This window comes from Mucilaginibacter gossypiicola, assembly GCF_900110105.1.
In the GTDB taxonomy this organism is placed as follows: Bacteria; Bacteroidota; Bacteroidia; order Sphingobacteriales; family Sphingobacteriaceae; genus Mucilaginibacter; species Mucilaginibacter gossypiicola.
Genome location: NZ_FOCL01000003.1, coordinates 630,049 through 656,769, shown reverse-complemented (window position 1 = coordinate 656,769; position 26,721 = coordinate 630,049). Strand labels below are relative to the sequence as shown.

The 26,721-nt window shown below is 41.4% G+C and carries 28 protein-coding genes and 4 tRNA genes; 20 read left to right on the top strand and 12 right to left on the bottom strand.

Going from position 1 to position 26,721, the window contains the following annotated elements:
* Positions 1–3: 3 nt before the first annotated feature.
* The 18 genes from BMX50_RS12705 to BMX50_RS12615 all read left to right on the top strand — a co-directional run bounded on the left by BMX50_RS12705 (position 4) and on the right by BMX50_RS12615 (position 14,470).
* On the top strand, positions 4–807 hold the full coding sequence (locus BMX50_RS12705; RefSeq protein ID WP_091210888.1) for a hypothetical protein: 804 nt from the start codon (positions 4–6) through the stop codon (positions 805–807).
* Positions 808–825: 18 nt separating this feature from the next.
* Positions 826–1,143, top strand: a complete 318-nt coding sequence (locus BMX50_RS12700) for a DUF4133 domain-containing protein (RefSeq protein ID WP_091210887.1) — start codon at positions 826–828, stop codon at positions 1,141–1,143.
* 287 nt (positions 1,144–1,430) lie between these two features.
* On the top strand, positions 1,431–3,896 hold the full coding sequence (locus tag BMX50_RS12690; RefSeq protein ID WP_091210885.1) for a TraG family conjugative transposon ATPase: 2,466 nt from the start codon (positions 1,431–1,433) through the stop codon (positions 3,894–3,896).
* 10 nt (positions 3,897–3,906) lie between these two features.
* Complete coding sequence (locus BMX50_RS12685; RefSeq protein WP_091210884.1) at positions 3,907–4,305, top strand: hypothetical protein; 399 nt, start codon at positions 3,907–3,909, stop codon at positions 4,303–4,305.
* Positions 4,302–4,976 carry a conjugal transfer protein TraI gene (locus tag BMX50_RS12680; protein ID WP_091210883.1) on the top strand — a complete coding sequence of 225 codons (675 nt, stop codon included), beginning with the start codon at positions 4,302–4,304 and terminating at the stop codon, positions 4,974–4,976. The genes BMX50_RS12685 and BMX50_RS12680 overlap by 4 nt, the downstream gene beginning before the upstream one ends.
* A gap of 19 nt (positions 4,977–4,995) precedes the next feature.
* Positions 4,996–5,637, top strand: a complete 642-nt coding sequence (locus BMX50_RS12675) for a hypothetical protein (protein ID WP_091210882.1) — start codon at positions 4,996–4,998, stop codon at positions 5,635–5,637.
* A gap of 7 nt (positions 5,638–5,644) precedes the next feature.
* On the top strand, positions 5,645–6,280 hold the full coding sequence (locus BMX50_RS12670; RefSeq protein ID WP_091210881.1) for a hypothetical protein: 636 nt from the start codon (positions 5,645–5,647) through the stop codon (positions 6,278–6,280).
* 19 nt (positions 6,281–6,299) lie between these two features.
* Complete coding sequence (traJ, locus tag BMX50_RS12665; protein ID WP_091210880.1) at positions 6,300–7,517, top strand: conjugative transposon protein TraJ; 1,218 nt, start codon at positions 6,300–6,302, stop codon at positions 7,515–7,517.
* Positions 7,518–7,535: 18 nt separating this feature from the next.
* On the top strand, positions 7,536–8,153 hold the full coding sequence (traK, locus tag BMX50_RS12660; protein WP_091210879.1) for a conjugative transposon protein TraK: 618 nt from the start codon (positions 7,536–7,538) through the stop codon (positions 8,151–8,153).
* A 2-nt stretch (positions 8,154–8,155) separates the two neighbouring features.
* On the top strand, positions 8,156–8,626 hold the full coding sequence (locus tag BMX50_RS12655; RefSeq protein ID WP_091210878.1) for a hypothetical protein: 471 nt from the start codon (positions 8,156–8,158) through the stop codon (positions 8,624–8,626).
* A 23-nt stretch (positions 8,627–8,649) separates the two neighbouring features.
* The gene (traM, locus tag BMX50_RS12650) at positions 8,650–9,942 is read left to right on the top strand and encodes a conjugative transposon protein TraM (protein ID WP_091210877.1); all 1,293 of its coding nucleotides are present in this window, start codon (positions 8,650–8,652) and stop codon (positions 9,940–9,942) included.
* A 74-nt stretch (positions 9,943–10,016) separates the two neighbouring features.
* On the top strand, positions 10,017–10,856 hold the full coding sequence (gene traN, locus BMX50_RS12645) for a conjugative transposon protein TraN (protein ID WP_091210876.1): 840 nt from the start codon (positions 10,017–10,019) through the stop codon (positions 10,854–10,856).
* Positions 10,857–10,890: 34 nt separating this feature from the next.
* Positions 10,891–11,790, top strand: coding sequence for a hypothetical protein (locus BMX50_RS12640; RefSeq protein ID WP_091210875.1), 900 nt, complete (start codon positions 10,891–10,893; stop codon positions 11,788–11,790).
* A 39-nt stretch (positions 11,791–11,829) separates the two neighbouring features.
* Positions 11,830–12,852: a hypothetical protein gene (locus tag BMX50_RS12635; protein ID WP_091210874.1), complete on the top strand. Its 1,023-nt coding sequence runs from the start codon at positions 11,830–11,832 to the stop codon at positions 12,850–12,852.
* Between the two features lie 2 nt (positions 12,853–12,854).
* A complete protein-coding gene (locus tag BMX50_RS12630; protein WP_091210873.1) occupies positions 12,855–13,148 on the top strand; it encodes a hypothetical protein in 294 nt (97 codons plus the stop codon).
* A gap of 16 nt (positions 13,149–13,164) precedes the next feature.
* A complete protein-coding gene (locus BMX50_RS12625; RefSeq protein ID WP_091210872.1) occupies positions 13,165–13,488 on the top strand; it encodes a helix-turn-helix domain-containing protein in 324 nt (107 codons plus the stop codon).
* A gap of 4 nt (positions 13,489–13,492) precedes the next feature.
* The gene (locus BMX50_RS12620) at positions 13,493–13,711 is read left to right on the top strand and encodes a hypothetical protein (RefSeq protein ID WP_091210871.1); all 219 of its coding nucleotides are present in this window, start codon (positions 13,493–13,495) and stop codon (positions 13,709–13,711) included.
* Positions 13,712–13,795: 84 nt separating this feature from the next.
* The gene (locus tag BMX50_RS12615) at positions 13,796–14,470 is read left to right on the top strand and encodes a hypothetical protein (protein ID WP_091210870.1); all 675 of its coding nucleotides are present in this window, start codon (positions 13,796–13,798) and stop codon (positions 14,468–14,470) included.
* A gap of 34 nt (positions 14,471–14,504) precedes the next feature.
* On the opposite strand, the gene BMX50_RS12610 is transcribed toward BMX50_RS12615, so the two are convergent.
* From BMX50_RS12610 to BMX50_RS12590, 4 genes are all read right to left on the bottom strand, one after another.
* Complete coding sequence (locus BMX50_RS12610; RefSeq protein ID WP_091210869.1) at positions 14,505–15,800, bottom strand: site-specific integrase; 1,296 nt, start codon at positions 15,798–15,800, stop codon at positions 14,505–14,507.
* Positions 15,801–16,082: 282 nt separating this feature from the next.
* Positions 16,083–16,155, bottom strand: a tRNA-Lys gene (locus tag BMX50_RS12600).
* An 89-nt stretch (positions 16,156–16,244) separates the two neighbouring features.
* Positions 16,245–16,317 (bottom strand) — tRNA-Lys (locus tag BMX50_RS12595).
* 134 nt (positions 16,318–16,451) lie between these two features.
* Complete coding sequence (locus BMX50_RS12590) at positions 16,452–17,474, bottom strand: WD40/YVTN/BNR-like repeat-containing protein (RefSeq protein WP_091210867.1); 1,023 nt, start codon at positions 17,472–17,474, stop codon at positions 16,452–16,454.
* Positions 17,475–17,614: 140 nt separating this feature from the next.
* On the opposite strand from BMX50_RS12590, the gene BMX50_RS12585 reads away from it, so the two are divergent.
* Positions 17,615–17,698, top strand: a tRNA-Leu gene (locus BMX50_RS12585).
* 63 nt (positions 17,699–17,761) lie between these two features.
* Positions 17,762–17,845, top strand: a tRNA-Leu gene (locus BMX50_RS12580).
* 20 nt (positions 17,846–17,865) lie between these two features.
* Here the strand turns inward: BMX50_RS12580 and BMX50_RS12575 are convergent.
* The 8 genes from BMX50_RS12575 to BMX50_RS12540 all read right to left on the bottom strand — a co-directional run bounded on the left by BMX50_RS12575 (position 17,866) and on the right by BMX50_RS12540 (position 26,459).
* A complete protein-coding gene (locus BMX50_RS12575; protein WP_091210866.1) occupies positions 17,866–18,117 on the bottom strand; it encodes a hypothetical protein in 252 nt (83 codons plus the stop codon).
* A 166-nt stretch (positions 18,118–18,283) separates the two neighbouring features.
* A complete protein-coding gene (locus BMX50_RS12570) occupies positions 18,284–20,902 on the bottom strand; it encodes an SGNH/GDSL hydrolase family protein (RefSeq protein WP_091210865.1) in 2,619 nt (872 codons plus the stop codon).
* A complete protein-coding gene (locus BMX50_RS12565; RefSeq protein ID WP_091210864.1) occupies positions 20,902–21,516 on the bottom strand; it encodes a DUF6712 family protein in 615 nt (204 codons plus the stop codon). Before BMX50_RS12565 ends, BMX50_RS12570 begins: the two co-directional genes overlap by 1 nt.
* A gap of 115 nt (positions 21,517–21,631) precedes the next feature.
* Positions 21,632–22,915 (bottom strand): hypothetical protein, encoded by a 1,284-nt coding sequence (locus BMX50_RS12560; RefSeq protein ID WP_091210863.1) that lies wholly within the window; start codon positions 22,913–22,915, stop codon positions 21,632–21,634.
* Complete coding sequence (locus BMX50_RS12555) at positions 22,912–23,160, bottom strand: hypothetical protein (protein WP_091210862.1); 249 nt, start codon at positions 23,158–23,160, stop codon at positions 22,912–22,914. Before BMX50_RS12555 ends, BMX50_RS12560 begins: the two co-directional genes overlap by 4 nt.
* A gap of 89 nt (positions 23,161–23,249) precedes the next feature.
* Positions 23,250–23,837, bottom strand: a complete 588-nt coding sequence (locus BMX50_RS12550; protein WP_091210861.1) for a hypothetical protein — start codon at positions 23,835–23,837, stop codon at positions 23,250–23,252.
* A 96-nt stretch (positions 23,838–23,933) separates the two neighbouring features.
* Positions 23,934–25,142, bottom strand: coding sequence for a hypothetical protein (locus BMX50_RS12545; RefSeq protein WP_091210860.1), 1,209 nt, complete (start codon positions 25,140–25,142; stop codon positions 23,934–23,936).
* A gap of 114 nt (positions 25,143–25,256) precedes the next feature.
* Positions 25,257–26,459: a head maturation protease, ClpP-related gene (locus BMX50_RS12540; protein ID WP_091210859.1), complete on the bottom strand. Its 1,203-nt coding sequence runs from the start codon at positions 26,457–26,459 to the stop codon at positions 25,257–25,259.
* Positions 26,460–26,721 lie beyond the last annotated feature (262 nt).

The window sequence follows — 26,721 nt, the reverse complement described above, 5'->3', positions numbered from 1 at the left end:
ATTATGGAAGAGCAAAGAAAATTACCCATTTATACCATTGAAGGTACTGAGTTTATGGTGGATGTTAATCAGGGATTACTTATAGAAAAAGGACACGAAATTAATACCATCGCAATTTCGGATATGCTTTATAGCCGAAGTGGATACAGGTTAGATTATGATCCTGCCATTAGAAATATCCTGGAATCTATAAAGGAGGATTATGCAATTATCTGTATTCCAAATCTGACGGAACTTGACCCCGTTGGTATGGCTGGCAAATATGGTATAAGTGAAGCCGAAGTTGCCGGCAAGGCAGATGTTGAAGTAATAATAAACCAGCAACAACTTGCCTTACGTGAAGGAGGACAATTGCCCGTCATTGAAATTTGCGGCCATCCATTTTATGTTGACCTCAATATGGATTGCGTCCGTCCAAAAGATGATTTTTCTACCACAGGCATCCGCTTTAAGGATATGGACGATTATTATGTCGCTGAACTGGATTGTTACAGGATTACTTATAATCCTAAGACCTTTAAAATGGAGGAATTGGACTTTCAAACGATAAAGGAAATTCCAAGGCACCTTGTGATCGTGGATATCCCGTTACCGTCCCGATTAGATCCTGTAGCATTTGCAAGGATACATGAATTTGATAAGGATTCCATACTCGTTGAAAACGGGCTGCAATTGCACCGTATTGCTAAAGAAATATCCTGGGAAGAAACACCCATCAAACAAATCATAGCTGGTAACCTAAAAAAAGAGCTTGATATCCAAAAGTCAGAAAAGCAGGCCGCACGCAAAAAAGGAAGAGGTATTTAATTATAAAAAGGAAAAAAAATGGCAAATAGTGTTTATCAAATTAATAAAGGCATCAATAAAAGTATTGAATTTAAAGGCCTGAAAGCACAGTATATCTGGTATCTCGGAGCCGGAATACTGGCGCTCATGATCGTGTTCGCAGCGCTGTTTATTATAGGAGTAAATCAATACATCTGTATGGGTATTATCCTCTGTTGCGGTTCAGCACTGGTATTTAAAGTTTATGAAATGAGCCGAAAATACGGTGAACATGGCATGATGAAAACTATGGCCCGGCGCAGTATTCCAAAGGTTGTCAAATGTAACAGCCGTAAATTATTTATGAAGCACGTGTAAAGTTTTCATTGTTTCTTCTACCAGGCTCTTTTTGATAAGGCCGAATAGCTTGAAGCCGGAAAGTCTTTTTACAGATATGACCTTAAAAGAATCAATATTGGACCAATAATTTAAGCCATGTTTATGAACGCGCAAATTATCGGCTAACGGGCTATCTGGTATGAACAGTGAATGACGCATACCGCAAAATTAGAAGATATGCCAGCCTGAAATGTTTCCCTTACTGCCTTTAACAATAATATTTACAAAATACTACATACAAAAAATCATCAAAAAGAATTGTGAACATGGAAAAGTGGTTAGATGATACGATGCCCATCTTTGGCATTGAGCATGATTGTTTGGTAAGCAAACAGGGCGACATTACCGTTGCCTTTAAAACAACACTTCCGGAAATCTTTACCCTTTCCGATAGTGATTACGAAGCCTTTCATCAGGCGTGGGTAAAGGCAATTAAGATACTTCCAAAACATAGCATCTTCCACAAACAGGATTGGTTTATTGACAGCAGGTACAAAGCAAAATTCGATAAAGACGATAACAGTTTCTTGTCACGGAGTTCTGAGCGTTTTTTCAATGAACGCCCTTATTTAAACCATGACTGTTATATCTTTTTAACCAAGAAACCAAACCGTCGCAAAGATGGCAGTTCCCTGTTTTCAAACCTGCTTCGCAAATCTGTCGTTCCCGAACAAACGCTGAACAGTAGCATGTTACAGGACTTTTTAGATGCCTGCGGACAGTTCAGGCAGATCATGGAAGACAGCGGCTTTGTAAAGATGACACGACTGCGTGATGAAGACCTTTATAGCCACAAACGCAAGATGGGTATTCTGGAACGCTATTGCTTCCTTGCCGAAGAAGAAGACAACTTTATTGTAAAGGATTTGCAGTTTGCCGGCGATAAGATACAGATTGGGGGCCAGCATTGCCAGCTCTATACTTTGGGTGACGCAGCGGATCTGCCCTCACTATGTGGTAGCAGGATCAACTACGATAAGTACAGCACGGACAAAACTAAATTCAGTATTGGCTTTGCAAGCACACTTGGACAATTACTTCCTTGCAATCATATCTATAACCAGTATGTATTTATTGAAGACGCAGCAAAGACGATTCAAAAGCTGGAGAGTAAAAGACTGCGCCTGCAAAGTCTTTCGGCCTATAGCCGTGAGAACAGTATTTCGCGCGATGCTACTAATGACTTTTTAAATGAAGCTATCGGTGAGCAAAGGCAACCGGTAAAAGCACATTATAACCTATTGGTCTGGACGGAAGATCCCGAGAAATTAAAAGACCTTAAAAATACCGTCAGTTCAGCACTTGCGCAAATGGATGCCGTCGCCAAACAGGAAACCTTCGGCGCGCCGCAGATCTATTGGGCCGGCATTCCGGGTAATGAAGCAGATTTTCCAATGAACGATAGCTTTGATACGTTTAGCGAACAGGCTACCTGTTTCTTTAACCTGGAAACATCCTATCGTTCATCGTTAAGTCCAGTTGGTATCCGTTTGGGTGACCGCCAGACAGGAAAGCCGGTGCATGTTGATATTTCAGATGAACCCATGAAGCTGGGTATTTGTACCAACCGCAATAAATTTATTCTGGGGCCATCAGGTAGCGGTAAATCATTTTATACCAACCATATGGTGCGCAGCTATTATGAACAGGGTACGCATGTTGTTTTGGTAGACGTGGGTCATAGTTACAAAGGCCTTTGCGATATGGTGAATGGTTATTATTTCACTTATGAAGAAAATAACCCGATTAAGTTCAATCCCTTTTTTATCGGGGAAGGCGATAGCCTCGATACCGAAAAGAAAGAAAGCATCAAAACCTTACTGTTGGCCCTTTGGAAGAAAGATGATGAAGAGTTTAAGCGTAGCGAGTATGTGGCATTGTCCAATGCCATACAACTCTATTTTGATAAGCTGGATAAGGATGGCGGCCTCTTTCCATGCTTTGATACCTTCTATGAATTTTTAAAGGAAGAGTTTACTGCTGTACTACATTCTGATAATGTAAAAGAACGCGATTTCGATATCAATAATTTCCTCTACGTATTGCGTCCATACTACAAGGGCGGCGAATTTGATTACTTATTAAACGCACATGAAAATCTTAACCTGCTTGCTGAAAGGCTTATTGTATTTGAGCTTGATAATATTAAGGACCATCCGATCCTCTTTCCGGTGGTAACCATCATCATCATGGAAGTATTTATCAACAAGATGCGCAAACTAAAAGGCGTGCGAAAAATGATCCTCATAGAAGAGGCCTGGAAGGCACTGATGAAAGAAGGTTTCGCAGAATACATCAAATACCTTTTCAAGACAGTGCGCAAATTCTTTGGTGAAGCCATTGTCGTTACGCAGGAGATAGAAGATATCATCAGCTCACAAGTAGTAAAACAAGCGATTGTAAACAATAGCGATTGCAAGATACTACTCGATCAAAGTAAATATCAGAACAAGTTTGATGACATTCAGCAGCTGCTTGGCCTGACCGATAAAGAAAAAGCGCTTGTACTATCCGTTAATAAAGCCAATGATCCGCTAAGGAAATATAAAGAGGTATTTATCTCGCTTGGCGGTATCCTCTCCAAAGTTTACCGTACCGAAGTTTCACCGGAAGAATATTATGCTTATACCACGGAGCAGACCGAAAAAGTAATGGTGGCCCAATATGCAAAGCGGTTTGGAAGTATAGAGAAAGGGATAGCTGCGCTCGTTGCAGATTTAAAAACCACCTAAAAGTAATACAATGAAAAAGATTATAGATTGGATAAAATCTGTAAAGGATGCAGCTGAAATGTTTTTCGATAAAGCAAAACTCCATGCTGAAACAAGGCGGGCAATGGCATATTTCTATCAGGCCATACTTACAGACGAATGTTTTAAGGAAACTAACACCACCTGCATCATAACGATTGAACCTTATGGAAATGTATTCCGGATCACGGAGACCATTTTTATGGAAAATGAAAAGGATATCGAAAAAACCTGGTTAGGAGCATTCACTCATTTTCCGGGAACTTTCCTGCTACAAATTGGAGGAGACAGGTATTGCATTTTTAATCCTGCGAAAAACGAAATGTACCTGCAATGCGAATTTGAAGATGAACCATTATTAACCTGTATCAGAATAGATGAATCAAAATGAAAAAGATAGTTTTTATACTAAGCCTTTTGATAGGAATCTCTTTATTACCGCAAAGGGTATCGGCGCAGATTCCCATCATTGAAATCATAAAGGCAGGCATCAAAAAAGTAATCCGTGCTGTGGACTTACAGATACAGCGGGAACAAAACAAGGTGATATGGTTGCAGGACGCCCAAAAGACGCTTGAAAATACCTTATCAAAATTAAAGCTTGATGAGATATCGGATTGGACACAGAAGCAAAAAGACCTCTATGGTAAATACTTCGATGAACTGAAGCAGGTCAAGGATATCATCGCTTACTACCAACGCGTAAAGGACATCAGTGCAAGACAGGTACAGATGATAAAAGCCTATCAGCAAGCATGGGCATTGGTTTCAAGCGACAAGCACTTTAGCGCAGAGGAAATACAGTATATGGGAACGGTTTACAGCGGCATCCTATCAGAAACCATTAAGAATATAGATCAGATGACTCTTGTCATAAATTCCTTTAAGACCCAGATGACGGATGCAAAACGTATGGAGCTTATTGATAATGCAGCCGGTAAGGTGGATAAAAATTACAATGACCTGGAGCGGTTTACCCGGCAAAATGCAATACTAAGCCTGCAACGCGCCAAAGGTGGGGATGAGATAACAACGGTCAAAAAAATGTATGGATTACAATAATCATTCAAAATTTAAGGAGATGAAAAAGGTAATATTATTTGTATGGATCGTATTTGCAGCCCATAACGTTGAGGCGCAAACATTCGCGGAATGGTTCCAGCAGAACAAGACGCAGAAAAAGTACCTCGCCGAACAGATTGTAGCCCTTCAGGCTTATGGTATGGTTTTAAAGAAAGGATATGATATTGCGCAAAAGGGCCTTGGTGTTATTGGCGATATTAAAAACGGTGACTTCAATTTGCACTCTCTATATTTCAGTTCCCTAAAAGCCGTAAACCCGGAGATAGCAAAGTACCCGAGGGCAGCGGATATTATTTCAATACAGGGCGATATACAGTCCATTATTGATAAAAGCAAATCGCAGGCCAACAGAAGCAAGGCTTTTTCAACTGCGGAGCTTCACTACATCGCTTCTGTTTATGACCGGCTTCAAACCGATTGCCAATCAACCCTCGGTGACCTGGATGCCGTAACCACACCCGGCAAATTTGAAATGAAAGATGATGAACGAATACGGCGTATCAATCAGCTCTATGCGGACAGCCAAAGCCAGTACCGCTTTGCAAAGGATTTTAGTGGCAGCCTTTCGGTACTTGCCTTACATAAGGCAAACGAACAAAAAGACCTGGGTACGATCCAAACACTTTATGGTAAACAATAACAGCGTTATGAAAAAGATCATTTTAATGTTCATTATATTATATGGCAGCATGGCCTTTGCCGGTAAGGCTACCGCACAGGAAGAAGAAATAGCACAATTACTATTAAACGTAGAAAAGCTAAGCCAGTTCAAGCAGATACTTTCAGATATGAAGACCGGCTATGATGTGCTCAATAAAGGTTACGGTACGATCAAGGATATATCACAAGGTAACTTCAATATGCATGAAATGTTTCTGGATGGCCTATGGGCTGTAAGCCCGACAGTCAAGCAATACGGCAGGATAGCAGATATTATAAACGATCAGGTACTACTTGTAAAGGAATATAAAAGCGCCTTTAACCGCTTTAAATCCGGTAATATGTTTTCTGCCACAGAGATTACTTATATCTCTGGCGTGTATGATAACCTTTTTAATGAAAGTCTTCATAACCTTGATGAACTCACCAATATCATTACCGCCAACAAGTTAAGGATGAGCGATGATGAGCGCATCAAGGCTATCGATAAACTCAATACGGATATGGAGGATAAGCTGCGCTTTTTAAGATCCTTTAATAACTCCACCTCAGTGCTCGCACTCCAGCGGCAAAAGGCAATGCTGGAAATAACGGCCTCCAAAGCCATGAACGGTATCAACTAAAATAAAACAAATATTGCGAATGAAAACGTGTAGAAGGGCTGCAATACTTGCGGCAGTGGGGATGCTTTTCCCTTTTTTAAGCCACGCGCAAAGCCGTGGCGGGGTTGCAGATACGATTGGTAGCCTGCAACCCATACTCGATAACCTTTATAATGAGATGATGCCCATGTGCAGCCAGCTTATTGGTGTGGGAAGTGGTATTGCAGGTTTTGCAGCTACATGGTATATCGCTTCCCGTTTATGGCGGCATCTGGCCAATGCGGAACCGATAGATTTCTATCCGCTCTTCCGGCCTTTTGTATTGGGTTTTTGTATCGTAATCTTTCCTTCCGTTATCGCCATGATCAATGGGGTAATGCAACCAACGGTTACCGGTACTGCATCTATGGTGAATAATACCAATGAAGCTGTGGCAACGCTACTCAAACAAAAGGAGGATGTGGTAAAGAACAGCGATGCCTGGAAGATGTATGTGGGGGATGATAATAAAGGAGATGAAGACAGGTGGTATAAATATACCCATGATGGTGCAGATCCTGATGACCAGGGCATGTTTGAAAGTATCGGTAATGACATGCGATTTGCAATGGAAAAGGTGTCCTACAACTTCCGCAACTCTGTAAAGCAATGGATGAGTGAAGTGCTGCAGGTACTTTTTCAGGCCGCAGCACTTTGCATTAATACGCTCAGAACTTTTCAGTTGATTGTTCTTGCCATACTTGGCCCGATGGTCTTTGGTATTGCTGTCTTTGATGGCTTCCAGCACACCTTAACCGCATGGATAGCGCGCTACATCAATATCTTTCTCTGGTTACCGGTCTGTAATATCTTCGGTGCAATCATTGGAAAGATACAGGAACAGATGCTACGCCTTGACCTGAGCCAGATACAAAATAGCGGAGATACATTTTTTAGTGCTGCCGATACAGGTTACCTCATATTTATGCTGATTGGGATCGTGGGGTATTTTACTGTTCCATCCGTTGCAAATTCCATAGTACATGCCGGAGGCCTTGGTGCGATGCTTCAAAAGGTTACCAATATTTCTGCATCCACTACAAGCGGTGTAATAAGTCGTGCCGGACAAGGTGCGACAGCCATTTCAAGTGTTCCGTCCGCTTATCAATCGGGGCTTGCAGGCCAAGATGGTGCCGGGCTAAGCGGCGCTGCCGGGCGTAGCATTGGAGGCTCAGCAGCCTATATGAAAGATAAACTATCCGGTAAATCTGAATCTTAAAAAAACAGGAGGTATAACATGTTTACAAAAGCAAAAAATATTGACACCGCTTTTAAGCAGACACGGAGCTTTTTTATACTCTTAACTGCCGGCACATTACTGCTATGTTCTTTTATAGTATACAAATGCTTTAGGATGGTATCTGGTGCGCAGGGTAAAATATATGTACTGGCCAGCGGTAAGGCTATGGAAGCCTTAGCAGAAGAAAGGAAAGATAACATACCTGTAGAAGCAAAGGACCATATCGCCACCTTCCATCATTACTTCTTTACACTATCACCAGATGATAAACAAATTCTGGCAAGTATAACGCAGGCCATGTATTTCGGTGATGGTTCAGTAAAAAGGGCCTATGATAATTTAAAGGAAAGTAATTATTACAGCAATATTATCGCTGGCAATGTTAGCCAGATCGTAAAGACAGACAGCATTTCAGTAAATACTACCGAGTACCCTTATTACTTCCGCTATTACGGTAAAGAAGAAATCACACGGGCTACTACTGTGGTGAGCCGCAGCCTCATTACCGAAGGCTATTTAAGAAACGTTGACCGCAGTGATAACAACTCCCACGGCTTTTTGATAGAAAGATGGCAGATACTTGAAAACAAAGATTTAAACGTCAAAAACAGATAGCTATGAAAATTTTCAGACAAAAAAATCGCACTAGCAAAACTGGCGAAAGCAGTAGCGATAAGGCCGCAGGATGGCTGGCTTCAGGTATCCACAAGATTCAGAGTAAATGGGCCTCGGGTATGGATAAGCTCTATAACAGGCTAAGTGCAAGACGCAGGAAAGTAATATTAATAGCGGGCTGCATAGCAATGACATTATACAGTACCGCTGTTATCGCCTTTAGCTTTAGTAAAATCCCGGTTTTAATTGCAAAGCCAGTCTCGCTAATCAGCCCACTGGTTATACCCAAGCCTCCAGCTTCAAAGCCTTCCGGTATCCCGGATTATGTAAGACGCATCGAACGATTCAGGTCTTATCTCGATAGCCTTAGCCATACGATGGATGGAAGAAAAATACGGGATAGTATTCTGCATAACAGGCCCGGACTGATCGATAGTATCCAAAGGATCGAAGATATCTTTTGTAAAAAATAAGAACCAATTAAAACAAACGTAAAATGAAAGTACAGACACCAAAAGATAAGCGACGCAGGATGCTGGTAGCAATACCCATCCTGGTGCTTCCCTTTATCACTTTTGCCTTCTGGGCATTAGGTGGGGGTAAAGGAAACGCTGAAGCAAAGACCGCAAATATAAAAGGGCTTAACCTGCAATTACCTGATGCCCACAATACAGGTGGGCCAACAGATAAGATGAGCTATTATGACCAGGCCAATGCGGATTCATTAAAGCGCAGGGAGCAGAGTCAGAACGATCCTTATTATCATAACAATGGAATGGCTGCTGAAAAGAAAGAGGACTCAATGATTGGGAACATTCAAGGGCAACTGCCTGCCAATGCATCGCAATATGGTAATGGCTCTTTGCAATATCATGATCCGAATGAAGCTAAAGTCTATGAAAAACTCGGAGCATTAAACAAAGCATTGCAACAACCAACGGTCTCGTCATATAACGGCTATTCACAGCCGGGTTATCCAAATTCTTACGGGCAAGCATCATCATCAATAAACACAATGGATGTGGATCGCCTTGAAAAAATGATGCAGTCAATGCAAAGTCGTGATAGTGGCGAAGATCCGGAGACAAAACAGCTCAACGGTATGCTTGAAAAGATACTGGATATACAACATCCGGAACGTGTACATGAGAAAATAAAGCAAAGCGAGGATCAGCGTAAAGGACAGGTGTATGCTGTAAATACTGCAAGAAAAGGGAATCGTATTAGTACTATGGATAACAGTCCGGATGATATGCGCAGTACCAATACTCCGTCAACCGGATTTTATGGCCTGGATGATTCCACATCTGATGATGAAGACCAGAACGCGATTGAAGCAGTTGTACACGAAGATCAGACATTGGTTAACGGCTCTATTGTAAAGCTCAGGTTACTCAATGATATTAATGTACATGGTACCATCGTCCCAAAAGATAATTTCATTTATGGTACAGTAGCACTCGAAGGGGAACGCCTTACCGTAAAGATCAAGAGCCTGCGATATAAGAAATCCCTTTATCCTGTGCAGCTTTCTGTTTTTGATATCGATGGCATCGACGGTATTTATATTCCGGGAGCCATTGCAAGGGATGTTGCCAAATCTTCTGCCGACCGATCCATACAGACATTCGGGCTTACCTCTTTTGACCAGAGCCTTGGCGCTCAGGCCGCTGGTGCAGGCATAGAAGCTGCCAAGAGTTTCTTAAGTAAGAAAATAAAACTCATCAAAGTCATGGTCAAAGCGGGTTACAGGGTTTTGTTGCGCGATGACAAACAAAAACAGGAGTAAACGCCGATTGCAATTTTCACCATTACAGTAATAAATAAATAAACAGAAAAATTAACCATTAAAATTTCCCGACAGTGAAAAAGATTTGTGTAGTATGGATAACAGGGATTATCCTTTTAATAAGCGCCTTTGCAAAAGCTCAGGACAACAATGTAAAAAAAACAGAGGTCATCCAGCCCGAGCTTTTGGATGTTACTTTTTCAAAGACAGTGAATATTATCTATCCCTACGCAATAAAGAGTGTAGATAAAGGCAGCAAGGACTTGCTGGTGCAGGTTGCTAAGGGAGTTGAAAACATATTACAGGTAAAGGCTGCTGTTCAGGGCTTTTCTGAGACCACGCTAACTGTTATTACGGCCGATGGAAAATTATATTCTTATGTTGTCAGCTACAGCCAAAGCCCTTCACTTTTAAATATCAAAGTGGATCAGGTGCCCGGCATTAAAAGTTCCGATGCCCGCTTCTCCATTACAAATGATAACGAGGCAAGCATTCAGGATTATGGGGAACAGGTGGCCCTTAAAAAAGCCTTTTTAAAAAAGGGCAATGAAAATTCAGCCATTAAAATGGTACTAAGTGGTATCTACATCCACAACCAGCAGCTTTATTTTCAGATAGCACTCAGCAATAATTCTAATATCGATTATGATATAGACCAGCTCCGGTTTTATATCCGCGACCAGAAAAAATCAAAACGTACCGCATCGCAGGAAACGGAACTGCAACCTGTGCAGGTAACGGGTAATGCCCGCATTATCCGCGGCAGCTCCGAGCAGACCATTGTTGTAACGCTACCAAAATTTACGATACCGGATAAAAAATACCTGACGCTCCAACTCATGGAAGATAACGGTGGGCGCAACATAGAACTGGATATTAAAAACAAATTGCTTATCCGGGCCCGTGGTCTTTAAATAAGTACTCTTTAAACAATAAAAATTTATAGTCATGAACGAGAACAATGTAGCCTATCTGGCAAAACAGGTAAAGTATACAGGCTTTGGTGATAGCCTGGAACATAAGATCATGGAAAATGTAGCTGAAGGTAAACAGGATTTTAAATTAAATTTTAAACCGGAGTTTGGTGAAGGCCGCGCGGAAGCAACGCTTCATTTTCGCAGGTCGGATCAGGGGAATTACTTTTTTAATAAATACGATTTGCAGGTTACCCCTGAAGGCAAAGAGCCGCTAACCCAGAGCTTTAACGTAAAGCCATCAAAGCCCGCAACCATAAGGGATGAGGAGAAAAAAATAGTACTTGACGGCGAAGGTAAACCCAAGACAGAATTACTCAATAATTCTTTCACCTTAAAAGAAGCCTTTAACATGATGGATGTAAATGCGAAAGGCGAAGGGCGTGCTGTGTTAAAGGACTTTGTAACGAAGGAAGGCGAAAAAGAGACGCTTTGGAACAAACTTGATTTTACCAGCAGGGACCAATATGGAAATTATCCCATCAAGACTTTTTTCAATTATAGCCTTGAAGCAAAACTCTCCCAATTCCCGATCAAGGAACTTAGTACTCCTGATGGGAAGAAGCAATTACTGGATTCACTCGAACGTGGTAACCGCCAGGCTGTTACCATGACCCTTCCAAATGGTACTGAGTACAAACGTTCCATTGAAGCCAATCCGCAATTTAAGACGATCAATATGTTTGACGGTAACCAACGTGTTAAACACCAAAGCATAAAGCAGGAAGGTGACAAATCCGCCACACAATCTGAAGGTAAGAACCAGGGAGCGAAAGCGGCCAATAAAAATAGTGCTACTGCTGATATGGATAATGGGCCTACGATGGCAGTAAAGAAACAAAGCGCCAAACGAAAGAGCCAGGGAGTTTCCTAAGAGTAGTGCATCAAATTTTAAATACTAAATCAAGGCCTTATGGAAAGTATGATCGAAACATCATTAAAGGATTGGCGGGAAAAGGAACAGCGCTATGAAAAGTTGTTTTCTCCTGCCGTTTTAAAAAGCAGGGAGTTTTTAAAGGAGAAGCTAAAGCATTATGACGAGCTAAGGGCAATGGCATTGTCAAATCCAATAGCTCAGGATCGCATGGCACTCAAGGCGCTTAACCTTGAAAGGAAACAACTGGCAAGGCGGATCTATCCCAATGTTTTCAGGCGGTTATTAGACAGGATTATCAGCCTTGTAAATCTTGACAAATCCATTGATAAAATAAGGTTGCAAAATGAAAGTAATGTGGAACGCCTTCGTGGAACGATGATGCACTCCGGCCTAGGTCAGTATTTTAAAGATGTAGAACAGCAAATGAAACAGGGTAACAGGGAGTTTTCCCTGCCTGTTTCCTATCATGTAAATGAACATGAGAGGATGCAGTTGCAACTCAATTTCAAAAAAGATGAAACCGGTAACTATCATATGGATCATTACAAAGCTACACTGCATTCCGAACTTGATAAAGGAAAACCAAGGCAGCATACGTTTGACATTGGCCAATCGGCATCTTATGATAGCGCTATGGCTTACAACTTACTGGCCGGGCGTGCGGTACTGGATCAAAATACAGGTTCATGGAAGCAACTCGATTTAAACGATAAGGATGGAGCAGGTAATTTACGGATGAAGCATTTTGCCGAAAATTATGGATTTGACCTGAAAGCTGCTGTGACAGCGCTTCCGCTAAAAGCAGAGATGAAAGAAAACCTTATTACAAAACTGGCAAACGGAGAGAAAGTTCAGGCCGGCTTAGAGGTCGGAAACAAAACCGTGCCGGTGGAGCTTAGTACTAACCCTGTAAAAAAAGAGATCGCCATTTATAATAATACCGGACAGAAAGTAACAGTCGATGAATTGAAAGGGGTAAAAGCCAGAACGAATGTAAAACAACTTATCCCTGAAAGCCGCGAAACAAAACAGGTTAAAGGAAAATCGGTGAAGTTATAGTTATGGACATTGCTGCATTGCTATCCGTTTTTTTTAAAAAGGCATCGACAGATGCACGTATAAGTATTGCCCATATCGGCCTTTATACAAGCCTTATTCAAATGCAGTTGGAGCAAGGCCTTGAGACTCCTTTATTAGCTTATGGCAAAGATATAATGCATTTTGCCAGGATATCAAGCAGCGCTACCTATCATAAGTTGATAAAGGATTTAGATGAACATGGTTATGTCCATTACGAACCATCTTATTACAAAGGAATAAAAAGCAGGATTTTTTTGGAAGGAAATATTACATAATACAAAAACAAAGAAGATGTCAATATATAGTGAGAATGGGACTGGCGCAGAGAAGAAAGGGCAATCTCAAAAACTGGTAACAATAGAAGATCTCCAGCATTTTAAAGCTGATATGCTTTTTGAAATCGGTAAATTATTAAAAGGAGGGAACTCCAAGCCGGAAAAGAAGTGGTTAAAATCAAGGGAGGTGAGAAAACTGTTGGAAGTGTCACCCGGTAAATTACAGTGGATGCGCAAAAGCGGCGTCCTTTCCTATTTGCGCATTGGCGGCTCGATCTATTATGATCCGGCAGATATTGATAAGATGTTTGAAAAAAGCAAAGTCAGTTCAAAAGGATAAAAAAATGGCGAAGGTATCAATCAAGGTCAGGGGTTACGGCAAGCAGGTGCCTCCGGATAAAAGTTTTGTAATTATATGGTTTTTAGAAAAGGGCGGTAGTGAGTTAACCGCCATTTCTTTTTATAAATTTTACCAATCAAGGAAATGGTGCAACAACCATGGAAAAACAATCAGTGATTGGAAAATGCGTGCATGGGATTGGCTTTGGTCAAAACCATTCTAAATATAAAAAGAGATAGCATCCGGTCATTATTTATTTATATTCTGTTTAGTGGAAATGTTTTAATCTTGCATAAAAACATTTCTAATGGAAGCCCAGATATCAAGGCCGGTTAATGAATATAAAACCGCCTTTATGCTTTTTACAGATACCGTTGAGGATGAGGTTAGATTTAGAACAGATGGGATTGTCCTTGCACAATTGCAAGGGACGACTTTTCGTATCTCCCATTATAATGACCTAATATGGGAGATAAAGACTTATTTCAAAAATGATTACTCCCTTATTTACACAGACACGCCCTTTGAATTATGGGCTATACTATACGATGAGCACCCGGAGATTAATCAGGAAAACCTGATTATCGACATCTATAAAGCCTGGAAGCTTTATTGGGAACAGCGGGGCCCGAAATTTGTTAGTGAAAATACCATGCAGTTTTCAAAGCAACAATCCTGGGAGGAATTTTCCAAGCTTGTTGTACAGATTCAATCCGGCCCAGGAAACATAATTGAAAATGCTATTGAAATTTCTGATTTTAACCTGATCCCAATTCTTGCATTAGCTTTAAGGATGCAATTCAAAGATGAGAACGACTTCTATAAGTCCTGCATCGATATCATGACAGAAGAATTATATGAGGTATTTGGGATCGATGGTGAGTTTGATGAAATAGAAATGGAAATTGATGGTGAAATACAAAGGTATTTTATCTATATACCGGAATGCGATTTTAACGATAACTTATTACTGCTTGAATAAACAATGGCTACCGTTTGGTAGCCATTGTTTATTATTAGGAGACTTGTTTTAGCTGACCAGTTTCTGTAAAAAGGATGCTTTTCACTTTGGCAACGTTTGTGCTGATCCTGAATTTTTTCACTCTGCAATACCTGATCGTTGTCCTGATGCTTTTGTGCCCAAGCATCTTACTTACATCTTCAAGGGGAACACCATTATTGAGCATCATATCGGCAAAGGTATGGCGTGCCAGATGCGTATTTAATTTCTGGTTTACACCACATATAACCGCTAACTCTTTTAGGTACGCATTATACTTTGCATTGCTGTTGATAGGTATAATGCAGTTATTCTTAATACAATAAGGATGGTTTGCATATTTTGTTATTAAATCCTCGACAATTGGAAGGATCGGTACCATTTCGCTTACGCCTGTTTTACCCCGTTCTTTGCTCAGCCAACGCTCACCATTGGAGCCCACAAGGATGATATTTTCAGGAGTAAGGCCATAAATATCCTGAAAGGCATAACCAGTGAAGCACTGGAATATAAATGCGTCACGCACCTCGGCAAGCCTTTCGACATCTATTTGTTTTTGATGAATAGCATAAACATCAGCCATTTCAAGGGGAAGTACTTCTTTCTCACCGCCGCCACATTTAAAGCCCTTTAACGGATTTTTATCCATCCATTCATTGGTAACACAGTATTCGGCAATCTGCTTGCTTTTCTTTACATGCATCTTTGCTGTTATTTCAGAAAGTGGCTCCTCCACTTCAAGCGTCAGGAATTTATAAAACTGGGGTGCAAAAGAAGCGCGCAGGTCTGTAAGGTCTAAATCTGTTAGCCCCAATTTTAAATTAATAAACTCAGATACTTTTGATTTGGTTGTCCTCCAGTGTTTAAGCGTTTCATGTGACCTCATTTTAATTTTTACCATCAATTCGAAATGGGTGATGAACTCACTGAAAGCCCCAAGCAACGTATTTATTCGATTGGACTGATTTGCTTTGGAGTCCGAACCCTTATCGTTTACAGCCTTTCCCAAATAAGAGTTCTTTAGCATTATTGGTGTAACAACGTCATATTGGCTTTGAAGAAGAATGAAATGCCTGTTTAGGTCATTTTCGACTAAGGCAATCTTTAGGTTTATTGCCTTTGCATCCGGAACTGATGCAGCCACTTTCTTTTCTTTGACATTCCAGGTATCTGGCAATGCATTTTTGGAGATGGAAATGTTTTCCTCTTCACCATTAATGGTTACACGGGCATAGATGGGAGCCATGCCGTATTTGTTTGCTTTGGACTTTCTTATCCAAAACAAAATTGCAAGTTTCTGATTGCTTTTCATCCTTCACACAATTTTTAAGTGATCAAAAAATACTTTCCGGCAGCTTACCGGAAAATTGATTGATTCCCTAAAACTCTTTATCACAAGCCTTTTTGGAAATTCAGTGCCCAAATTTAAGATAAGGAATTGGGCACTGATTTGGGCACTATTCAGTTTGATTTGCCTTGATTTATTTTGACCTTCTTTTTTGTAATTATTTTGGCAGAAACCGCGTAAAAACAAGAAAAGCGCACCGTGGTGCGCTTTTTTCTCAAAAATTTGAGGTTTTCAATTTAACCTCTGTGATCCCGCTGGGACTCGAACCCAGGACCCCAACATTAAAAGTGTTATGCTCTACCGGCTGAGCTACGGAATCATTCTTTAAATTTCTCACTTTATTAAGGCGAAGCTGTTTAAAGGCAGCTGTGTTTTTCTAAATAAAAAAGCCTCTTTTCGAAGGCTTTGTGATCCCGCTGGGACTCGAACCCAGGACCCCAACATTAAAAGTGTTATGCTCTACCGGCTGAGCTACGGAATCATACTTTTCAACTTCTTTGGTTCGGTTAACCGTTTCCGTTTAAAGTGGTGCAAATATAGGGTTCTTAATTATTCCCTGCAAGCTATTTTTTAAATTAATGTAAAGCTTTTTTTAAGCTATTAATAACCAGTAAACTATAATTTCAAAATGCCTATTTTACCGCCATTCCCTGCCAATAATACGAGTTTTCCATGTTTTGCCTTGCGACAAACGTTAAAACTTGTACTGTCAATTTGCTTCCAGGTCCTGCCTCCATCTGTAGTAATGTTGCTTCCGGGAGTGCCGGTTGACAGAAATATGCCTGATTTTAGATGCTCAACACCTGATTGAAAACCTGCAGGCCCCGTTTGTGGTGACGTAAATTTGAGAAAGGGATGAACTGTATGGATAGTAGCAACTGAGTCGGTTTTTTTATCGTTTGCATAATCACCCCCAACAATAATTCCCTGATTTTGTCCTATTGACAATGAAAAAGCGCCTTGGCTGCTTTGCCCGTGTGTGACAGGCAGATTTGTATATTGCCACTGATTGTTGTTTGGCTGCAATGAAATAAGCCTTGCACTTTTTCCTCCCGAAGCAATGTATATCGCTCCGTTATCTGCTACTCTTAGACATGTTCCACTTGCAGCGAAGGCGGCTTCGCCGGCTAAAGCGTCCGGCGCATTTTGTGATTCGGCCCAGGTTTCGCCACCGTCTTTTGTTTCCAGTAATAAAAACTTGTTATTGATCGGGTCGCCTAAAATATAGCCGTGAAGTTTATCGGCAAAATCCATAGCATCTAAAAAATAGGTGGTGTCTGTTTTTCTATATTTTTCCTGCCAGGTTTGTCCACCGTCTGATGTTTTCAAGATAAAGGAAGGCGTACCCGAACTCATGATCACTGCTTCTTTATCGTTGAAAGCTTCGATATCCCGAAAGTCGGATTTTTCGTAGCCTTTTATTTGCTGCCAGTACCAGGTTTTGCCGCCATCAGTTGTTTTAGCAATATATCCTTTATTGCCACTTATCCATGCTGTTTTATCATCAACTACTGATAAGCCACGGATACTTGTTGGCTTGTCTTGTTGTAAAATGGTAATGGTTTGTGCTTTTAAAACGGGACTGAATAACCCGAAACAGAATAATGTAGTTAAAATAAAAAGGCGTTTTAGCTTCATTTAGTTTGATATAAATTATTTTATAAAATCTAAGTTAGACGTTCACAGTACTTTAAACAACATAATGTTCATTTTTTAATTTATTAAGTTGCAATTTGCCGGAAACGATTATATTTGCACGCTTGTTAATAAAACGATAAGCCCGGATGGCGAAATTGGTAAACGTTGCGGTCTCAGAAGCCGTTGAGAATTGTCTCTTGAGAGTTCGAGTCTCTCTTCGGGCACGCCTTTTTTAAAGTAAGAGAATTTAAAATGTGAGAATTGAAAGGTTCTCACATTTTTTAAGAGCCCAGGTGGCGAAATTGGTAGACGCACCATCTTGAGGGGGTGGCATTCGTAAGGATGTACGAGTTCGAATCTCGTTCTGGGCACACCTCTTAAACAACTGTATTTAAGACTTTTTTCCCTCTTTTAATCCCTGAACTTCCTGTTGCAGCACATTGACTTGCCCTTCAAGGACTTTTAACCTGATCTCGTTGACCCTGCTTTGTGTTTCCTGCGAAGAGCGAATATCTTTAATATCACCTTTCAGTTGGAAGTATCCTGTCATTACAGAAACAACAATACTTATGGTGCTGGTTATGGTTACTATCATATTTTTGATAGTGATACCCCTGATCTCTCTATGTTCGAATGTTGTCATGATGTAGGTTTTGATGAATGATTGGGAGAAGCATAATGTTGTTGAAGTAGATTGTGCTGTTATATGATCTTCTTGTTGATATTGTCCTCTTGAGTCAATGAAGCCTCATTATCCGATACTTTCTACAATCAGACTTATCTAACCTTTTTGGAAATTTATACTTTTTTTATGTTATTGTAACTTCCTTAAATGTACCCAATGCTGCGTAATAACCACGAACAAATTCCCGTGTACCACCTGCATCGATTAATGTTTGATTGATATAGCCATTGTACTTGCGAGTAGTAAGTAACCCATTTACAGGCCATCCCCCAGATGTTGTGACAATATCGAGCGAAATTCCTTCAGGATATGTAGACCAAACTTTATCTATTGATATAGAGCCATCGTTGCTGCCGAAATAGGCGACCTGGGTTTTTAGTGGCTCTAAAATGTACCAGTCTTGCCATGACCCTGCACCCGCTCCCCAACCTACGCGAACGTAAACTCTATTAGCGTTATTGCTTCCAGAGAAAATCGTTATCTCTTGCCTGTATAAGGTAAAACCACCGCCTATCATTTTTTGAGTTGTGCAAAATCCACTTGTCGGGTAGCCATTTGCCGAATCTACATATTCATACGTAATGCCTGCCCTGTAGGCATTAGGCGATGTCGAAGCAAGTCGACCAGATGCGCCTAAGTCGACTATGCTACCTCCTCTAAAATATTCAGGAAATAGAATATCATAAGTCTTGCATGCAATCAATATTTTTAATGATCGTCCAGGGTGAAGTAATTCATTGGGCCTGCTTAAATCATTAGGGGTAAAATAATCTTGTCCGTTTCTTGCATCTTGCCACATTGCGTATATGTCCATAAAGCAGCACGCATATTTACGAGCGAGTTCTCGCAAACCTCGATTATATTCCTCGAAAAAAAATTCTCCTTTATGCCCAACGTTATCATCTGTTGTTGTATTCATTGTACATAAGACTATTGCTAATTTATCTTTTGTGAAACTTGAATTACTACGAATTGTGTTAAGACCAGTATCGATGATGTCAACAAGTTGTTGGGGTGTTAAATAAGGCATATCATTTATACCCCAACGTAAAACCAATACGTCGGGTGTTATTGATAAGTCTTCCGATAACCAACTGTTTAACCAAGTTTGTGCAGTTCCTCCACTGTGACTATTACTTACGAAGGTTACGGCCGGTATATAGTCTTTCGAAGCTAAATAAGTGAGTGCCTGATCAATCGCCGTATCAGCACCATCGTTTGCTCCATAAGTAGTACTATCCCCAGAGAATACGACTTTGACAGCGGTAGGGGAAGCAGCACTCATATTTGCTTTCAACTTTTTATGAAACGAGCTTAAATACTCCGTCCCAAACACGTGTTGGTTAGTATCTGCATAACTGTTTAATTGCTGCTTAACTGCATTGCCGTTTGGACTATTCCTTAGAATCCTTACGTTACCCTGGATTTTTGTGCCATATTTATTTATAGGTATAGATGTAACAAAAAAATCACCACTATCTTCTATCACCTTTTCAGCAGCCAGCGCTGCGTTCACTGCCGCAGTATCATCTGTCACGCCATCACCAACAGCGCCATAATCAACTCTGAAAGATTTAATTTGCCCCGATGGTTCAGATGAGCCACCGCTCCCGCTACCGGAAGGTGCGTTAATCCAATGCAGGTCTCCATCGGCACTGCTATTTTTTGCTAATATTTGCCCGCTTGTTCCCCCGCCGGGAATTTTAAATAAACCGGTAATTTGTGCCTGAAGTTTACCTAATGCTTGTAAAATACTATCTGTAGCTGATATTGCCGAGGCATTTCCGAAGCCTATGCCGGTAAGTACTGCGTTTAACACCCGCGATAACGTAAAATATTTATTGGTTGTACCCTCAGGTACGGCATCAGTTGTGCCGGGCGATGCTACAATTTGTATGTACGCTGATCCGCTCCATCGGTATTCGTTGTTCGTATCTGTGGTTATATAGATTTTTCCGGTCTCTCCGCTTGTTGGCAATGAGGCATAATTGGTAACTTCTATTACATCATCAACATAGCTCGGGAGCTGTGCTGATGCAATTTTTCCGCTGCTATCTAAACCGGCGTAGCCGTCCGGAACGTTTTTATTGGCTGTTTCTTCAAACTGTACGCCCGAAACTATCAGGGAAATTCCTGTCCCCCAAATTCCTGCGTTTTTTGGGCCAAAAAAGTAATAAGACGAGGTGTTGATGTAAAAATCTCCATCGGTACCAAGGCTATTTGCCGGATTTGTTGTGCCATTTAATATGCTTTTACCGTTAGTACCATTGGTGCCATTTGTTCCGCTTGTACCTTGTGGCCCCTGCGGGCCTGTTTGCATGGAAAATACCTGGTTCCATGAGCCGCCTGTTTTTTTGTAAAATATTCCGCTTAAGGTGTTTATAAAAGTATCACCGTTGTTACCGGTCCCTGTACCTGGATTGGCGGTCCCATATAATACAGTGGTATCAGTACTACTGCCTGTAGCTATGGTATAAACAATTGTCCAAACGCCTGCTATTTTTTGTGCGAAGGAGCCTGCAGAAGTATTGATAAAAACGTCACCATTTTTACCGGTTGTGTTTTGCGGGAGCACCGGACCGAAAGTTAGGTTAGCCCCGGCATTAAGCCCCGAATTGATGAATTGAAGCAGTGTGGCAAAATCAAATTGGTAGTCGGCATTGTTGCTGATCAGGATTGATCTGTCGGACGCACTTATTGTTTCGGCTATTGGAAGCTCGCTTATTTTTTTATCGTTTGCCATTAGTTTAAAAAATCGGTTATTGGTAAATTATAATTGCTGACAGTGCCCGGATAGTTGAAATCAGTTTTGTCGATACCACGGATCCGTGGACCTGATTGCCTGCTGCTTTTATTCTTTTCGTTATAGTGCCAAATCGGAAAGCTTGCCTGGTTATCTCTTAAAAACTTTTCGATGTCATTAGCATAAGCGTTGGCTATGCTACGTTGTTGTTGTACCAATTTTACAATTTCGGGTGATGAAAGCGCATTGCCATTGTCGTGTTGTTTAATAACTGGCCCGGTAGCTGTGTAATGTATTGCGTCGTTTTCAATAAAGCGGGCAAAGGTGAAATAAACCAGTGCAGGTGCTATACCTTCATACAATACTATGCGGCCGTACTCATCAAGATACTCGCTGCCGTTTAACAAATCTTTATAAGCCTGCGGCGAGTCTTCTTTTATGGTGCCGTCATCATTGCAATAGGTTATCAGCTGGTTGTATAAAGCATACCCTAAAAACGGTTTTAGGTCGAGTTCCTGAGCTTTTTTAATGAACACCTTGAGACGTTCGGATTTAATATTTACGTTGATATCTTCGTATTGTTGAAATATGGTTTGATTGATTAAATAGATCATAGCATGGCCTCCTAACCCCTTTTGGGGGAGTTGAAAATATTTTGTTCATAATGATGTTTATTGAGATTCCAGTTGGAATGATAGTCTTAAGTAGTATTAAAGACTTATGACTTAATCACGGGCACATAGCTTCAGCCTCGGCTTGTTTAAAACCGTATGCATGTACCAAAGCAGCTATTTTGCTTTTTTGAGGAATGGCCGATTGCAGAAGCTCGTTGATTGCGTTTCCGGCTTTGAAGCCCGGGGTATCGTCGGCTGCTATTGCTGTTACCGGTACAATGTTCCAGTTATCGCCGGGATTAATATCTCTGTAAAAATGATTAAAGATTTCGGCGAAAGTTTCTGACAGATCAAGCCTGTCGGCAGCGGTATTATCATTAAATTCAAGAATAGCTTGCTTCTTTTCGCTGCCATTGCTTAAGCCGGATGATTTTTCGGCATTTATCAGTTCTTTTGGAACCGAAAAGCCTTTGATAATCCTTGCTTCAACAGATCGTTCGGTAGTTTCAAACAGTTTATCGTTATTTTGAATAGGGTAGGCTTTGAACTCCGGTTTAGAGTTTTCATCTTCATATTCAATTACGATGATCTTTTGCGCGCTTTTTGCTCCCTGAAATGCACCGAGATCTTTTTCAAGTTGCGATGGAATATTGATCCCTGCATATTCATTGGCATCGGGCCGGGTGTTTTCTGCTTCCTCGCGGCGCGACTGCATAAAAAGCATGATTGATGGCAGAAATCCGGTTGTAACTTCCCGGTTATTGAAAATTTTGATCCCGGCTTCGGTTTCAAAGTCTTCCCATACAGAATCTGCTTCAATCAGGGGGTAATCATCAACTTCCGGGTTAAAATAAAATAATTGCCCTTTGTAGTTTTCCCAGCCGCCAGCCCGGCATACCTGTTCAATGATCGCCTCCGGATCAGGATTGTACCTGTCCAAAAAAGTGATCTTGCTGCGCATGATATTTTTCCAGGTTTTGCGGCCCCAATCAGGGTATAGCGCGTATTTATCGGCTGTTTCCGGGGTGTCGGTATCACCCATGCGGATATCTTCAAATTTTACATAGCTTACCGATACGATCTTAAAATCGGCATTGTAATTTACATGGATTCCAAAACCCGTAAATAGTGCTTTATCGGTTGCCAAGGCTTTTAACAGTTTAGCTACAGTTAGGCCCTTAGAGTTGATTACTTGTTTTCCAAGTTCCTTTTCTTCAAACCCATTACCGGCAATAAACTTTGTTCGTTTGTTCCAGCAGTCTTTTGCAGTGGGCGATCCGGCTACCAACTCAAGCATGCGCTGCGGATAAGCGTTATCCAGGTCATAGTTAAGAATACCATAGGTTTGGTTGGGCCTCACCAGTATTCGCCGTTCAATTTGCGGGAGATAGGTTTTCATACCGAACCTCCTTTGCCTAACATTTCATCTTCTGTTGATTGGCGCTGCTCTTTGGTCTGCTTTGCAACTCCCCCTTCAGGGGGCCGGGGGGCAAACAATGCTTCAATATGCGGATATCGTTGCAAATACCATTCTGCTTCTTTATCGCTCAGGTTTTCATTACTATGAACAGCAGCCGAACCCGGGGCAAACTGATGGAGGCCAGGTTTAAGAATGTATTTCTTTGTCATTGTGTCATTAGTCATTTGGTCATTAGTTTTAGGTTATATCAAAAAGATGATTTAATGGTCATTAGCCATTATTAAAAATGACTAATGACCTCATGACACAATGATTATGCTGCAACCAGTGCCTCAAGCGCTGCTATGGTACTGGCGTACGTAGCTGTGCCTGATGTTGGAGCAATAGATACCGCACGGGGAGGGTAGGGCTCTTTCATCTTATCCGGATTGGTAAGTTTTAGCTTGTAACCACCGTCAAGTGATTCATCGGCCGCGTTACGTTCAGCATCGGTTAGGATCAATCCGTTTACGGCGCCAAAAAGTTCAATCGCCGAATCGCTTGATTTATAATTATTAACGGCTATAGCTCGCACACGGCCGTATCCCATAGCCATAAGCAGCCCTTTGATATCAACAGATAAACCTGCAATGTTGAAATCTATCTCTTCGGTATAACGTGGCCCCACCTGTGTTTTGGCGAGTTTAGACATGGTATTAAAGCTATTGTTTGTGCCCTCAAATTTGTAAACCTTAGCGTTACTTACTGCAGTAAGGCCTTTAACAATAAGTGGGTTGGTTGTATCGTAAGTGAGTACAATATCATCTGCATTAAAAATGTAGATCATATCCTCAATACCTGAGGTGATAGGTTCATCGGTGCCCAGGCTGAAACCGGCGTTTATTTTATTATAAATTGACATGTGTTATTATTGGTTGATTGAGTTAAAATGGTTGATTAAGTTGATTGGGTTGGGAGGCAAATAACTATTCACCTAATCAACCCAATCAACAGTTCACTATGCTGACAGGTAAAATAGCTCGTTGGCAAATTTGAAATTTACAGCGGCTTTCATACGGGCTTTCATGCGTACCACGTTATCGTTGGTGTAAGGCTTAAGGTAAACGGTTGATAATTCGGAAGCATCACCCAGCAGGTCGACACCAAGGAATAGGTTTGATGATCGTGCACCTAAAATGGTATTCGCCTGCCAGTGGTTCATGATCTGAAGCGGGATACCCAGGTAGTCCATCTTTTTCATATCGGTAAAGGCATTGATAACGTTGAGTGCTTTATTAGCTTGTGCCTGGGCATAAGCATAACCTACATGCAATGGGATTTGTAAGTTAAAATCCTCCTGGATTCTGTCGGCAGGGTCAAGTTGGGCGTAAACGCTGCCCAGTACCTGTAAAACATTGCTTACGTTAATGTAGTTTACGGTAGCGGCGGTTGCGGTACCGCTAAAAGTTGCTGGTTTGCGGCTGTTGACCTCGTTATAATTACGCACCAGTTTAAATGAAGTTGCACTGGCTATTTGGATAAAGTATGATTGCCCCTGGATAGAGATGCCTGGCGCGCCGTTTGTGGTATCCTTGCTGGTACCGGTAACACCTGTAATTGTAACAACATCACCATCGGCAAGGGTTGAAGTATCAGATACGGTTACAATGCCGTTTGCATCAATTGCCGTGGCTGCTAACGAGGTAGCGGGTTTGCTTAAACCGACTTTATAAACACCGGAAGCGGCAGCTATAGAAGGGAGCAGGCCAGGAAAATCGGCAGTGAATGCTGCTTCCTTGGTTGCAGTCTTACCAAGCCAGTACAAACGCTCGTTAGCAATCTGGATTTTGGTTAAATAACGTTGTACCATAAAGTCCGAAAGATCAACCACACCTTCGTAATCCATAAAGGCACCGGGTTTTAAGGCCTGGGCTTCCCAGCTTTGAGCAAGCTTATCCCATTGTTCCTGCTTCATAAATTCATAAACCACAGGGTCAAGATAGCTTTCGGTTTGGTGGGCGGTTGTACCCTGATCGGTAAAGATGCCCGATGGGTTTTGCAAAATAACGTCATCGTCAACATCAAGAATTACCTTGCGGGCTTTTACGTCGTTAATTACTGTGAGCAGGCCACGTTTCACTGAATCGGCTTCCAATAATGTGCTTGCCATAAATCCTGCCAGCGCTTCGCCGGCGTAGGTGTTGTTTGTAAATGTAAATTGAGCCATAAAATTTAGCCCCCCAGCCCCCTAAAGGAGGAGCTTTTGATTGTTTTAAACGTATAGGGATAGTGAGAATGGGTTAATTAGATATGATAAGGTTTAGGTAATGTAATAGTCGATTTAGGAAGCTATTGCTTTTTTTACTGCGTTTTTCGCAATTTCGGTTTGTGGGGAAAAAAACGGAGCGGGCTCTGAATGGGCTTTATTGCTGCGCTTTGAACTTTCGGGGATAAAGGTTGATTTGATTTCGTTTTTTACCTCAGTACGTGTTTTTTGCAGACTGTTATTAGCTTCTTCAAGCGCTGTACGGGCTTCTGTTAGCAACGCGTTTTGTGCGTGCAAGCGGGCTTTTAACTGCTGCATGCGATTTTGCACATCGTTGATTTTTTTAGCTGATTTAAATTTGCTTTCCGGCAGATCCTCGTCTTCGTTTTCTGGCTCCGGTGCTTTTTCAGGATCGGCAGGTGTTACGCTTTGGATCATTCCTTGTTTAATATCCAGTTGTTTGCCATCGGCGCAGGTGTAAGTATCACTTATGGCAGGTGTAGTCATGTCTTCATCCTGGTAAACTTCGGCACCCTCTTCAATTTGCCCTGCGTGATGGAGCGTTCCCTTATCGGTAATGGTTTGCTTGTTGACAACCTTTTTAAAAAAGTTCATGATCTTGTCTAATACTGATGTCGTTTTCTCAATGAGTTCTTTGTTTTCGATGTTCATGCTGTTGTTATTTATGTTTAAGATTTTGTTTATGCATCGTTGGTAAACTGCGGGAGCTGCGCTTGTATAGTTTTTAATAAGTGCGCTGTTGGTGATCTTTGTACTGTAATCTTCGATTTGGTCGATAAAACCGAGATCAAGTGCCTGATCTGCGGTCATCCAGGTTACTGAGTTGATCAAGCTGTTTACAGTAACTCCGTCCAAACCAGATTTGTCTATGTAGATCTGCGCCAGCCGCTCCTGAACTACATCTAGCATCTGCACATCTTTTAAAAGCTCATCTGCATTGCCGCCGGTGCCAACCATAGGTTTGTGGATCATGAGAAGCGCGTATTTGCTCATCACTACCTCGTGTCCACCCATTGCAACAACTGATGCAGCCGAGGCGGCCAGCGCATCGATATAGGTAGTAACTTTGCCGGGATATTTTTTAAGGAGATCATAAATGGCAATGGCATCAAATGCGCTGCCGCCTACCGAACTGATGTGTACTTCAACATCATCGCCCGCTGCTACCGCAAGTTGGGTTTGCATGTATGCTGATGATAAGTTGCCTGAACCTATGCAGTCGGTTTCGGTGTCGTATAAATAAATTTTGTAGCTCATATTAAGTTGTTTTTGTCCGAAAGTCGGGAAGTCAGAAAGTCTGGAAGAAGGACTGAGGTTGTTAGTTGGCCTCGAATAGCAGACGTTTTTTAGTGTCTTATAGTGCCGGTTGGCATATATCAAAGGTCGTGGTTATTGTTTGTTTTGATGGTGACAGTGTTTTGTCAGTGGTTGTCTGAACCCGAATTTGTTGAATGAATCCGAATTTGCTTTGGCTGATTCTGGGCTTCGGCTATTTTTTGTTTAGCTGATTGACATAACA

What these genes read in the sequence shown, in the direction of transcription:
- BMX50_RS12700 (WP_091210887.1), top strand. Translation starts at nt 826, where the DNA reads ATGGCAAATAGTGTTTATCAAATTAATAAAGGCATCAATAAAAGTATT.
- BMX50_RS12550 (WP_091210861.1), bottom strand. Translation starts at nt 23,837, where the DNA reads ATGTCAATTTATAATAAAATAAACGCCGGTTTCAGCCTGGGCACCGAT.
- BMX50_RS12575 (WP_091210866.1), bottom strand. Translation starts at nt 18,117, where the DNA reads ATGACAACATTCGAACATAGAGAGATCAGGGGTATCACTATCAAAAAT.
- traM (WP_091210877.1), top strand. Translation starts at nt 8,650, where the DNA reads ATGAAAGTACAGACACCAAAAGATAAGCGACGCAGGATGCTGGTAGCA.
- BMX50_RS12640 (WP_091210875.1), top strand. Translation starts at nt 10,891, where the DNA reads ATGAACGAGAACAATGTAGCCTATCTGGCAAAACAGGTAAAGTATACA.
- BMX50_RS12570 (WP_091210865.1), bottom strand. Translation starts at nt 20,902, where the DNA reads ATGGCAAACGATAAAAAAATAAGCGAGCTTCCAATAGCCGAAACAATA.
- BMX50_RS12565 (WP_091210864.1), bottom strand. Translation starts at nt 21,516, where the DNA reads ATGATCTATTTAATCAATCAAACCATATTTCAACAATACGAAGATATC.
- BMX50_RS12555 (WP_091210862.1), bottom strand. Translation starts at nt 23,160, where the DNA reads ATGACTAATGACACAATGACAAAGAAATACATTCTTAAACCTGGCCTC.
- BMX50_RS12690 (WP_091210885.1), top strand. Translation starts at nt 1,431, where the DNA reads ATGGAAAAGTGGTTAGATGATACGATGCCCATCTTTGGCATTGAGCAT.
- BMX50_RS12630 (WP_091210873.1), top strand. Translation starts at nt 12,855, where the DNA reads ATGGACATTGCTGCATTGCTATCCGTTTTTTTTAAAAAGGCATCGACA.
- BMX50_RS12670 (WP_091210881.1), top strand. Translation starts at nt 5,645, where the DNA reads ATGAAAAAGATCATTTTAATGTTCATTATATTATATGGCAGCATGGCC.
- BMX50_RS12680 (WP_091210883.1), top strand. Translation starts at nt 4,302, where the DNA reads ATGAAAAAGATAGTTTTTATACTAAGCCTTTTGATAGGAATCTCTTTA.
- traJ (WP_091210880.1), top strand. Translation starts at nt 6,300, where the DNA reads ATGAAAACGTGTAGAAGGGCTGCAATACTTGCGGCAGTGGGGATGCTT.
- BMX50_RS12545 (WP_091210860.1), bottom strand. Translation starts at nt 25,142, where the DNA reads ATGGCTCAATTTACATTTACAAACAACACCTACGCCGGCGAAGCGCTG.
- BMX50_RS12560 (WP_091210863.1), bottom strand. Translation starts at nt 22,915, where the DNA reads ATGAAAACCTATCTCCCGCAAATTGAACGGCGAATACTGGTGAGGCCC.
- BMX50_RS12685 (WP_091210884.1), top strand. Translation starts at nt 3,907, where the DNA reads ATGAAAAAGATTATAGATTGGATAAAATCTGTAAAGGATGCAGCTGAA.
- BMX50_RS12705 (WP_091210888.1), top strand. Translation starts at nt 4, where the DNA reads ATGGAAGAGCAAAGAAAATTACCCATTTATACCATTGAAGGTACTGAG.
- BMX50_RS12625 (WP_091210872.1), top strand. Translation starts at nt 13,165, where the DNA reads ATGTCAATATATAGTGAGAATGGGACTGGCGCAGAGAAGAAAGGGCAA.
- traK (WP_091210879.1), top strand. Translation starts at nt 7,536, where the DNA reads ATGTTTACAAAAGCAAAAAATATTGACACCGCTTTTAAGCAGACACGG.
- BMX50_RS12610 (WP_091210869.1), bottom strand. Translation starts at nt 15,800, where the DNA reads ATGAAAAGCAATCAGAAACTTGCAATTTTGTTTTGGATAAGAAAGTCC.
- BMX50_RS12635 (WP_091210874.1), top strand. Translation starts at nt 11,830, where the DNA reads ATGGAAAGTATGATCGAAACATCATTAAAGGATTGGCGGGAAAAGGAA.
- BMX50_RS12615 (WP_091210870.1), top strand. Translation starts at nt 13,796, where the DNA reads ATGGAAGCCCAGATATCAAGGCCGGTTAATGAATATAAAACCGCCTTT.
- BMX50_RS12655 (WP_091210878.1), top strand. Translation starts at nt 8,156, where the DNA reads ATGAAAATTTTCAGACAAAAAAATCGCACTAGCAAAACTGGCGAAAGC.
- BMX50_RS12540 (WP_091210859.1), bottom strand. Translation starts at nt 26,459, where the DNA reads ATGAGCTACAAAATTTATTTATACGACACCGAAACCGACTGCATAGGT.
- BMX50_RS12620 (WP_091210871.1), top strand. Translation starts at nt 13,493, where the DNA reads ATGGCGAAGGTATCAATCAAGGTCAGGGGTTACGGCAAGCAGGTGCCT.
- BMX50_RS12590 (WP_091210867.1), bottom strand. Translation starts at nt 17,474, where the DNA reads ATGAAGCTAAAACGCCTTTTTATTTTAACTACATTATTCTGTTTCGGG.
- BMX50_RS12675 (WP_091210882.1), top strand. Translation starts at nt 4,996, where the DNA reads ATGAAAAAGGTAATATTATTTGTATGGATCGTATTTGCAGCCCATAAC.